At 35.5% G+C, this 10,250-nt stretch carries 11 protein-coding genes; all 11 read right to left on the reverse strand.

Annotation, left to right across the window (positions count from 1 at the left end):
• Positions 1 to 263 precede the first annotated feature (263 nt).
• Positions 264 to 911, reverse strand: a complete 648-nt coding sequence (locus tag NH153_RS21445) for a hypothetical protein (RefSeq protein ID WP_063707735.1) — start codon at positions 909 to 911, stop codon at positions 264 to 266.
• Entirely contained in the window at positions 904 to 1,182 is a 279-nt protein-coding gene (locus NH153_RS21805; protein WP_138624920.1) for a hypothetical protein, read from the reverse strand. Before NH153_RS21805 ends, NH153_RS21445 begins: the two co-directional genes overlap by 8 nt.
• Before the next feature lie 414 nt (positions 1,183 to 1,596).
• Positions 1,597 to 2,103: a hypothetical protein gene (locus NH153_RS21450; protein WP_138624921.1), complete on the reverse strand. Its 507-nt coding sequence runs from the start codon at positions 2,101 to 2,103 to the stop codon at positions 1,597 to 1,599.
• 244 nt (positions 2,104 to 2,347) lie between these two features.
• The gene (locus tag NH153_RS21455; protein WP_167350254.1) at positions 2,348 to 3,118 is read right to left on the reverse strand and encodes a tetratricopeptide repeat protein; all 771 of its coding nucleotides are present in this window, start codon (positions 3,116 to 3,118) and stop codon (positions 2,348 to 2,350) included.
• Positions 3,119 to 3,496: 378 nt separating this feature from the next.
• On the reverse strand, positions 3,497 to 4,000 hold the full coding sequence (locus tag NH153_RS21465) for a hypothetical protein (protein WP_063707743.1): 504 nt from the start codon (positions 3,998 to 4,000) through the stop codon (positions 3,497 to 3,499).
• A 353-nt stretch (positions 4,001 to 4,353) separates the two neighbouring features.
• Positions 4,354 to 5,274, reverse strand: a complete 921-nt coding sequence (locus tag NH153_RS21470; RefSeq protein WP_063707745.1) for a hypothetical protein — start codon at positions 5,272 to 5,274, stop codon at positions 4,354 to 4,356.
• A gap of 524 nt (positions 5,275 to 5,798) precedes the next feature.
• Positions 5,799 to 6,320 carry a hypothetical protein gene (locus NH153_RS21475; protein ID WP_063707747.1) on the reverse strand — a complete coding sequence of 174 codons (522 nt, stop codon included), beginning with the start codon at positions 6,318 to 6,320 and terminating at the stop codon, positions 5,799 to 5,801.
• Positions 6,321 to 6,613: 293 nt separating this feature from the next.
• Entirely contained in the window at positions 6,614 to 7,216 is a 603-nt protein-coding gene (locus tag NH153_RS21480; RefSeq protein WP_138625720.1) for a hypothetical protein, read from the reverse strand.
• 438 nt (positions 7,217 to 7,654) lie between these two features.
• Positions 7,655 to 8,113, reverse strand: coding sequence for a hypothetical protein (locus NH153_RS21485; protein ID WP_156503664.1), 459 nt, complete (start codon positions 8,111 to 8,113; stop codon positions 7,655 to 7,657).
• Between the two features lie 808 nt (positions 8,114 to 8,921).
• Positions 8,922 to 9,404 carry a hypothetical protein gene (locus NH153_RS21490; RefSeq protein WP_063707753.1) on the reverse strand — a complete coding sequence of 161 codons (483 nt, stop codon included), beginning with the start codon at positions 9,402 to 9,404 and terminating at the stop codon, positions 8,922 to 8,924.
• 205 nt (positions 9,405 to 9,609) lie between these two features.
• Entirely contained in the window at positions 9,610 to 10,206 is a 597-nt protein-coding gene (locus tag NH153_RS21495; protein ID WP_156503612.1) for a hypothetical protein, read from the reverse strand.
• Positions 10,207 to 10,250 lie beyond the last annotated feature (44 nt).

Genomic DNA, 10,250 nt, shown 5'->3' on the forward strand with positions numbered 1-10,250 from the left:
GCTAAAAAGAAATACCTGCCCCTGTTTATTTACTTTGATTGCGAGACATTTTTTAAGCAATTTGACTCTGAATAGATAGAATTAAATCTGCTCGCTTTGACACCAAGCGGATATTAAGCGATTTAAAATCTTCGCCTCCCTTGGCACCAACCCAAAGGAAGCGAAGCACGAAGCGCTAAACGCCAGATAAAAGAAAACCAGCTCACGCTGGCTTTCTTCTGCACGGTTTAGGTTATTCCCAAACCACTGAAGCGGCAGATTACTTATCTACTAAAAGCTTTAAACTCTATTGGAGCAAAATAGAGCCAGTAACCATGCTGAGCATCTGAACCTTCATGCTTAAAGCTAATAAATAATTTAAATTTATCTCTAGGGCAACCAACAAACCGCTCTGTTTCTAAAGCTAAACTTAAAGCCCCTGAGTTTTTCTTTAATTCTTGATAATTGTTGCTCTCCCACAAAGCCAAAATTTCATTTTTAGCTAATTCTGTTCTTCTTAATTTGGTCAAAAGCGAGTGGTTATTACTACTGAAATAAGTCTCTTTTTGATCTAATGAAAAGACAGACTTTATAGCAACTTTATCTTCTTTCTCAGTAACGAAATATGATTTTTCAAAGTCAATTAGAGTATCTGTATTGGACCAGAACTGGATGAAAAACTTACTCTGATTCGTTGAGCAGTGTTTTGTTCCAAAAGTTAATGATTCCCATGAATCTGGGTGTATCTTAACCAACACTCCATCTTGAAAGTCAACTATTGGCCAAAGGTCTTTCCATTCGTCTTTATAGCCTACCTTTTGGTAAGAAATAGGCGACAATGAATATGTATTAACAATATTTACATGTTGACTAGTTGTACAGCCAACTAATCCAATAAGCACAACAGAGAATGTTAATATCTTCTTAACCATCAAGTTCACCACTCAAATACTTGTAGTAACTAAAACCTAATGTTTCGTAGCTCATGTAAGCAGCAGGAACAATTGTTACGCCTAAAACAACAGCATTAGTTACGTTCCATTTAGCCATCCATACATCATGAAACACAGCCATTGAGTTCATCCCCGGTGTTGTATTGGCAACTCTGGTGAAAACACTACTACCTTCGCTGTCACATGAAAAGTTAACATGTCCACCATCAAGCTTTATCTTTCCTTGATTCAATGGATTATTGGATAGCAATAGTTTAGCTTCTTCGGCAGTTAAACTGCTTAAAGATCTTCCTACTAAAGAACCTCGGGGTCAGGTCTTTCCTTTTGCCACTATCTTACTTTCACGCGAATAGTGTAATTGAAAATAATCACCCAACTCTTTTCTTTACTCAACAAATAGCGCGCACTTTAGCCTTGCTATCACTTTAGATTTGTCAAATTGAAGTAACACTTTCTCGATTTCAATCCATTCTGGAGCTTGTGCTTGCCCATCGTAAAATGCCCAACATTTTAATGATTCTTATTAGGCCATTACATAAACTCACCATTTGATTAGCAAAAGTAAAAAAGAAAGACCTATCCCTGTTTATTTTTACTAAAAATATTCGGAAGAAATCCACTCGTGAACTTTTCAAAGGCTGGTTAATAATGTTCCTATTGGTTTTTAATTCACAAAACCTGATATTTGATCCAAGCAGTTATATTCAGGGTTTGATACTGGACTTAACCTAGTTACTTTCTTAATTCGTGGGGCTCTACTCTTTTCATGACTAGAAATAACCCCCTCCACTATAAGCAATCTCTCATTGCAATGCTTAACAAAATCTTTTGTAACATCACCATAAAATGGGAATACCAAATACTCCATTGAAAAACTATCTGCACTCTCTAGATCTTTATAAAAACCTGCGAAGTTATAAAAAGCTGTTAAAGTTACTTTTTCACCTACTAATTTTTTATGACTTTCAAATAAATTACTCCAAGTTATTTGCTTATAACCATCATCCCTAGCAGATACTTGAATGGCAGAGCTTAGTGTTAATAATAAAAATATAAATTTTCTCATCTTGTTATTCTCATGTATTACTTGAACTTTGACGAGCATCAAATACATACACATTGCTTCTATCCATGAATGTAGAATCCATGTGTCTGGTCTTTCTTTTGCCACTATCATACTTCATGCTTGAATTGTGCGGCTAAAATAATCATCCAATTCTTTTCTTTGCTCAACAAATACCGCAAACTTACGCCTTGATGTTGCTTTAGATTTGCCAAATTGAAGTAACACTTTGCCGATTTAAATCCATTCTGGAGTTTGTGCTTGCCCATCACAAAATGCTCAGCATTTTGATGACTTTTATTAAACTGACCGTATTAATTTTGTTTTGCTTGGCTTGGGTTGCTCTCCAAAGTTAATTTTTCACCGGAGGTTGCTTAACAATTGCTTTATCGGAATTCTTTTGAAGCCAGCTAATTGAGTCATTATCGCCTAGCATTGCTGATTTTTTATACCAATCAACTGCTTGATTATAATATTTCTCATCACCATAGACTTCAAATCGTATGATAGAATAGATTCCTAAATATCTTGCTGATCTCGCATCACCATGACCAAATGCCTCTTCTAACATTTTTAAAGCTTCTTCGTGACCTTCCTGCTCATGGGCTAGAGTTCCAATGGCTAACTGTCTTAACGAGGGGATGTCTCCTAGCTTAGCCCCCTTGCTAAACCATTTTCTTGATTCAATATACAGGCTATTATCGGAATTATTTGCCTTATACTTTTCTAAATAAATAAACCCCAGCTGCCGATTACTTTTTACGTGTCCTTGCTCACTTGCTTTTTTTAACCATACAATTGCCTTATCAAGATTTTTTTCAAACACATCTCCTGTTTGCTGTAAATATCCCATGTTGAACTGCGCATTGATGTTATCATTCGAAGCAGCTTGCATAAGATAAGTTGCAGCTTCTTGCACTTTGTTTTCTAATTCTGGATAAGTAGTGTAAAAAATAGTAAAAACATCAAGCATAGCTTTTGTATCACCTTCATCTGCCAAGTCTTTCGCAAGCATATATTTTTCAAGTGCTGTCATATGTTTCACTTTATTTTCTTTGGCATCAGTAATAGATGTTAAACTCACTATCAATATTACGGAACAGAATACTTTTTTTAAATTCATAAATTTAGTTACCATGAAATCGTTGCTATAACTTCCATTTAAGTATCTATGGGGTCATAAGTATCTAGGGGGCAGGTATTTCTTTTGCCACTACCCGACTCAAGTTTGAATAGTGTAATTAAAATAATCATCCAACTCTTTTCTTTGCTCAACAAAGTAAGCAAACTTTCACCTTGATGTTGCTTTAGATTTTCCAAATTGGAGTAACACTTTGCCGATTTAAAGCCATTCTTGAGCTTGTGCTTGCACCATTAGCACCGACATAAATTACAGAGTCTGCTGTTAGAAAATGCGCAGTTCTACTGGGATCGGCTGCACACTTAATAGCTTTTTGTTCCGCAATAAACATGAAACAGGCAAGACGCGACCCTATTTTTCTCATTCTTTACGATAAATAATAAGTGCATCAAGCTCTTTTCTTAACTTCCTCAACATAGGGTCTGAATTATCTTCATCTAAAACAACTCCTTTTTTACCGTCGATATCGAAATACTGGCAGAATTCTTGGTTCTCTGTAATCGGACTACTAATTTTATAGCTTGTACTTTTTATCACATTATTACGTATGCGGACGTATTCAGCCTTTGTGATATAGGTAGTCCTTTTCGCCAGTCCACTTCCTGCACTGACAATAACGTAGTCACCATTAACCTTGCCAATAAACAGGAATGACTCAAATAACCAACCAGAAAAGTTATTCTGATAGTGGAAAACATACTCATTTGATTCTGCTGTTAATGATTTGTCCAACTTAACAATCAATGGAATCTTGCTTTCTTTTGGAGTACATGTGAGGTTCGTCGTTAAAGGATTTGCAAAAGAAGCAAACGATAGCAATACTAGGCATAATGTTAACGTTTTTTTAGCGTAATGGAATTTCATATGTCTTTCCTCGTCTCGGATGCAACCATGGGCTCAGGTTTTTCTTTTTGCCACAATCCTACCTACATGCGAATAGTGTAATTTAAAATAATCACCTAACTCTTTCCCTTGCTCGACAAATAGCGCAAACTTACGCCTTGATGTTGCTTTAAATTTTCCAAATTGAAGTAACACTTTATCGGTTTAAACCCATTCCGGAGCTTGTGCTTGCCCATCGTAAAATGCCCAACACGTTGATAACTTTTATTAAACCATTGCTTATAAACAACATTGGACTAGCTAAAAGGCAAAAAGAAAGACCTGACCCTTTTTAGATTTTGTAGATTTAGAGTTTTATAAAGTCTCATCACACACTACGCTAGTAACGCTTTTTCATCAAAGCCTTGCTCATGTAACTTGACTACAAGCTGTTCAAGCACCTCATCTTTTTTAGGGGCTACAGGCTGCGTTAATAGCAAAGAAGTCACATTGCCAAAACCTGGGTGCTCAAAATCAGGGTTCTCAAGGCCATGTTGTGCTCTTAGCGTTAGCAGCATAAGTGCAGCATAAGGTGTAAATTGCCAGTTCATATTATCGAACTCAAAAAACATCTTACTCGGTGGTGATGCAACCTGAGCGACTTGATCATCACATAACTGATTTAGAAAAGCCGTAACTTCAGTTAAGTCAGTGCTATCCCAGTTATCTAAAATAGCTTGGTAAGCAAAATCATCTACGATCGGTTTTAGGGTATTGCCACCTTCTACCTTATCAAACAACAGGATAATAAAATCACCAATATGACTTTTTGATCTATTCACCCAGTGCTTCATGTAACCTGCTTGAAATAACGTATAAATTTGGCAAGCATATTCATTATTATGCAATATCACTGCAATACTTAGCTGAAATACCGATGTTGGTGATACCAACCTTAAAGGTTCACGACTAAAGCGATGTGTGAAGCGTTTTAGGTTATAGTTTTCTATCATAAGCAGGTGGTATCCATAAGTTAAGCATATGCTTAACTTACCTAAATCAAGTAAGTTATCATCTACAAAACTAGCTTGTGCATCCATCTCATAATAATTACGTGGAATTGACAACTCTGTATTTAATACCTCCCAGTTAAAGAAAGGCAATTTATCATTGCTAGGTATACCTCTTTTAGTTTCTCCTTGCTCAATATAAAAATTAAGCTCTTTTGTATTATTTATATAAACCTTTCTATACTTTTCAGGATTTTTTATCGTCAGCTTACGCTTTCGTAAAAATTTTTCTAATATTTTGTCCATTATTTACCTGCTGGAGTCATTGAAATTGTAGCAGTGTCAGCAAGCATCTAGGGGTCAGGTCTGCCTTTTGCAACAATCTTACTAACACGCGAATAGTGTAATTAAAATAATCATCCAACTCTTTTCTTTGCTCAACAAAGTAAGCAAACTTTCACCTTGATGTTGCTTTAGATTTTCCAAATTGGAGTAACACTTTGCCGATTTAAATCCATTCTGGAGCTTGTGCTTGCCCATCGTAAAATGCCCAACACGTTGAGAATTTCTATTAAACCATTGCTTATATATGACATTGGACTAGCTAAAAAGAAATACCTGCCCCTGTTTATTTACTTTGATTGCGAGACATTTTTTAAGCAATTTGACTCTGAATAGATAGAATTAAATCTGCTCGCTTTGACACCTAGCGGATATTAAGCGATTTAAAACCTTCGCCCCCTTGGCACCAATCAAAGGAAGCAAAGCACCATCACCAAACGCCAGACAAAACAAAACCAGCAGATGCTGGCTTTCTGTTCTTACTTTACTTACTTGCTCGCTGTAGCTGAGCAATTATCTCTAGGAACTTCTTTGAGTTGTTCCGCTTTAATAAGTAATTCCTCATCTGTATTTTTCTGCTCTATGGGCGATAGAGGTTCTATCCAAATAGGTTGGTCCCAAACCCAACACGAAGGGATTTCCAACAACTTTCCCTTTGTATTTTTGTGACGAGCTTTGACTACCCAACAGTTCCCGGCACTACCGTAAGGGAAATCAATTACTTTTGTGATCAGCAACATTTCTCTGTTTTTAACAAATCCAACTGGCTGACCTGTTTTAGTAAACCTTTGGTTTTCCGAAGGGTCACCAACTATAAGATAGGAAGACGAGTAAGAACTGACCTTATCCTTATCGCTTCCTTTCACATCATAAATAACTAAGTCTTTGGTAGCTTGAAAACATTTACCAACTATTTTGGCAGCGAAAGCATCCCCTGTTACATCTTTAGCAGCACATGATATTAATAACGGCATAAGCAGTAACAAAGAGTGTACTTTTTTATCTAGCACATACATTTCCGTAATTCTCCGCACAACTATGATAAGGGAATACGTTCCTATCAACTAATAACGCAAACGGGTTTAAAAAACCATGGGGTCAGGTATTGCTTTTTGCCACTATCAAACTTTGTGCTTGCCCATCGTAAAATGCCCTACATGTTGAGAACTTCTATTAAACCATTGCTTATATACAACATTGGACTAGTTAAAAGGCAAAAAGAAAGACCTGAGCCTGTTTGTTTTACTAATAGATATCTCTAATCTCTTTTATAAACTTTGTTAAGAACGAAAAAACTATGAAATCAGTTATCAATGTAGGCACTTGCAACTATGATACTTTTACCATCCTTAGATGGATAAAAACTGTTCCAGTTATCACCATCAAAGATAATCACTTGTCTATTTTGTTCATCTACATAAAGATTACGCTTTCTTGGCTTAGCTGTGATTTCTAATAGCACAGCCAGATCCATCCAAGCTTCAGAAATTTCATCACTGCATGTAGTGGATTTTTCAATATTTTTAATTTTATTAATCAAATCATCAAAATCAATCATATCGTGTTTAAATGAATGCCCATTGTTTATTGAAAATTCAATTATAAAACGCTCACCTTTAAATTTTATAATCTCGAATTTATAAACTTCAACATCCAAAAAACCTCTACTTATAAAATCAGATTTTGCAGTTAATATTTCTTGTCCAAAAATAACCTTCTTCTCAACCTCAACTTTATATTTTTTAAATATACCTTCAATATCTGTTACATAATTAATATCAATAAGCCTTACAGCTTCCAGTGACTTTTCACACGAAAAAGCAGGGAAAGCTATTATCAAAAATAAAAAAAACCTCACCAACATCACATAATTCCCCCTCATTTTTGAGCTATATCTCTTATACATGACATTTCAATTTCATTAATAGTTTTAATGAAAGAGTTTGATTTATAATAGTACTGATCTGCAGTTAAGGTAGCACCCCAAACTCCTAGTATCCCCCGAGCTTGAACCATAGGGGTCAGGTCTTTCTTTTGCCACTAACCGACTCGCGCTTGAGTAGGAGTAATGAAGCTTAAGATAATCACCCAACTTTTTCCTTGCTCGACAAATAGCGTAAACTTTCGGCTTACTATCGCTTTAGATTTGCCAAATTGAAGTAACACTTTGCCGATTTCAAGCCATTCTGGAGTTTGTGCTTGCCCATCGTAAAATGCCCAACACGTTGAGAATTTCTATTAAACCATTGCTTATAAACAATATTGGACTAGATTAAAGGTAAAAAGAAAGACCTGACCCTTTTAGATTTAGTAGATTTAGAGTTTTATAAAGTCTCATCACACACTACGCTAGTAACGCTTTTTCATCAAAGCCTTGCTCATGTAACTTGACTACAAGCTGTTCAAGGACCTCATCTTTTTTAGGGGCTACAGGCTGCGTTAATAGCAAAGAAGTTACATTGCCAAAACCAGGGTGCTCAAAATCAGAGTTCTCAAGGCCATGTTGTGCTCTTAGCGTTAGCAGCATAAGTGCAGCATAAGGCGTAAATTGCCAGTTCATATTATCGAACTCAAAAAACATCTTACTCGGTGGTGATGCAACCTGAGCGACTTGATCATCACATAACTGATTTAGATAAGCGGTAACTTTTGTTAAGTCTGTACTATCCCAGTTATCTAAAATATCTTGATAAGCAAAATCATCTACGATCGGTTTTAGGGTATTGCCACCTTCTACCTTATCAAACAACAGGATAATAAAGTCACCTATATGACTTTTCGAACGGTTTATCCAATTTTTCATGTAACCATTTTGAAATAATTTATAAAATTGCTGCGCATAATCATACTGATGTAATAAAACAGCTGTAGCTAATTGAAATACACTTCCAGGTGATATCACTCTTTCATTATCTTCCCCGAAGCGAATAACACAGCGCTTTTGTCTTATATGAGCAATAGTTAGCTGATAATACCCATAGCTCAAATAATATCCCAACTGCTCGATATTGAGTACGCTACCCTTCACTAAACTAGCTTGTGCCTGCATTTCATAAAAATAACCTGGAATTGACAATTCAACATTAAGCTTTTCCCAAGGAGCAAAAGGTAAACTCTCATTAAAAAATTCTTCACCTTTTGTTTTGCCATGTTCTAAGTAAAAAGTAATTCTCGTTATATTTCTATCGTAGACATTTTTATACTTTTCTGGGTTTTTAATTGCTTACTTACGCTTACGTAAAAATTTTTCTAATATTTTGTCCATTATTTACCTGCTGGAGTCATTGAAATTGTAGCAGTGTCAGCAAGCATCTAGGGGTCAGGTCTGCCTTTTGCAACAATCTTACTAACACGCGAATAGTGTAATTAAAATAATCATCCAACTCTTTTCCTTGCTCGACAAATAGCGCAAACTTAAGGCTTGATGTTGCTTTAGATTTTCCAAATAGGGGTAACACTTTGCCGATTTCAAGCCATTCTTGAGCTTGTGCTTGCCCATCGTAAAATGCCCTACACGTTGAGAACTTCTATTAAACCATTGCTTATATGACATTGGACTAGTTAAAAGGTAAAAAGAAAGACCTGACTCTATTGGTTTGCATCCTAAAACACTACTTTTTGACACTCAACTCAAAAATCAGGTTTTCATTTCCTTCTCTAAGGTAAGCAATTTTAACAACTCGCCCCTCTTGGATTGTATCTAAATCATGCTTTCTATTCGCAAAAAATGAGTTTTCTGTTCCGTAATCATTGTACTTAAAGCGTACTCCATCAACAGTAAAAGCCTCTTCTCTACTATTTCTTTCAACAATTTGAATATCTTCAATAGCTCCTTCAACTGTAGAATAATTTCCAGAATCTATGTCATTAGATTTTAATACTAGGCAATAAAATGACAGTGACTGCATTACAAAAAAGCCAAATACAAATAAGAAGCCAAACCAGAAGTTAACTTTCTTTTCAAACTGTAGTTTATTTTCGTACCAGTATTTTATCTTCGGGCAGCACAATATTAGTAGAACAGAACAAACAAGTGAAAAATAAAAACCAAGCCTGGTGCCTGAAAAATCAGACTGAAAATAAAGTTCATACATTAACTAAATCTCCTATGGCTAATCTATGGGCCGAAGTTGCCGTATGAACCATGCAGTTTCTTTTCCCCGAGCCAATATCGAACGAACACAAAATGGGTTCAGGTCTTTCTTTTTTACATCAACTAAAGACTGAACTGAAGTGGGTATTATAATTTAGAAGGAAAATGTAGCTCGACCTCTTTGGATAGATAAAAGCTACTTACCATTATTCTTTATTTTTAAAGCTTAAATCATTATGACAAAAAGCATCTATTAAACCATCACTATCCGCTTTATTTATTTTTGCTTCTTTAGGGAGCTCTATATACAAATAATCATAGTTGTATTTACCTTCATCAGTCATGCGATTTAGTTTATATCCAATCATAAATTTATCACCTCCACTGTAATCTAACACTGATATGTTACAATGAGTTGTGTAGTTAATCGAAAATACTAATGAAGCTTTAGCATCTTCGAATTCATCATAGCTCCCAAATAGAGGCACTGAGAAACTATCTATCACTCCAGTGTATTCATCAAAAGCTTTTTGTTTATCTAAAAATGAATCTACTTCAGAATTGACAATATTGATAAACTTTTCTATTGAAGGTTTAATATCATCGAATTCAATACTTGTGTTTCTATTCTTAAAGAAAGTCATATCCTCAGCAGTGTAACCATATACTAGGCATTTGTTTGCTGTAAAAATATCACCTCCGATTCGGCCTAACAGATAAGAGCCTTCACAATATTCAGATATAGGCTGCAACGCCATGCAAATGCCGCTTTGGAATAAAAGGATAAAAATTAAATACCTCATATTATCTCCACCATTTAACTTGAGTCTCTACGATTAGCTCAGAA

Source organism: Pseudoalteromonas gelatinilytica (assembly GCF_001641615.1).
Taxonomy (GTDB): domain Bacteria; phylum Pseudomonadota; class Gammaproteobacteria; order Enterobacterales; family Alteromonadaceae; genus Pseudoalteromonas; species Pseudoalteromonas gelatinilytica.

What these genes read in the sequence shown, in the direction of transcription:
- NH153_RS21480 (WP_138625720.1), bottom strand. Translation starts at nt 7,216, where the DNA reads ATGTATAAGAGATATAGCTCAAAAATGAGGGGGAATTATGTGATGTTG.
- NH153_RS21455 (WP_167350254.1), bottom strand. Translation starts at nt 3,118, where the DNA reads ATGAATTTAAAAAAAGTATTCTGTTCCGTAATATTGATAGTGAGTTTA.
- NH153_RS21490 (WP_063707753.1), bottom strand. Translation starts at nt 9,404, where the DNA reads ATGTATGAACTTTATTTTCAGTCTGATTTTTCAGGCACCAGGCTTGGT.
- NH153_RS21445 (WP_063707735.1), bottom strand. Translation starts at nt 911, where the DNA reads ATGGTTAAGAAGATATTAACATTCTCTGTTGTGCTTATTGGATTAGTT.
- NH153_RS21465 (WP_063707743.1), bottom strand. Translation starts at nt 4,000, where the DNA reads ATGAAATTCCATTACGCTAAAAAAACGTTAACATTATGCCTAGTATTG.
- NH153_RS21495 (WP_156503612.1), bottom strand. Translation starts at nt 10,206, where the DNA reads ATGAGGTATTTAATTTTTATCCTTTTATTCCAAAGCGGCATTTGCATG.
- NH153_RS21470 (WP_063707745.1), bottom strand. Translation starts at nt 5,274, where the DNA reads ATGGACAAAATATTAGAAAAATTTTTACGAAAGCGTAAGCTGACGATA.
- NH153_RS21485 (WP_156503664.1), bottom strand. Translation starts at nt 8,113, where the DNA reads ATGAAAAATTGGATAAACCGTTCGAAAAGTCATATAGGTGACTTTATT.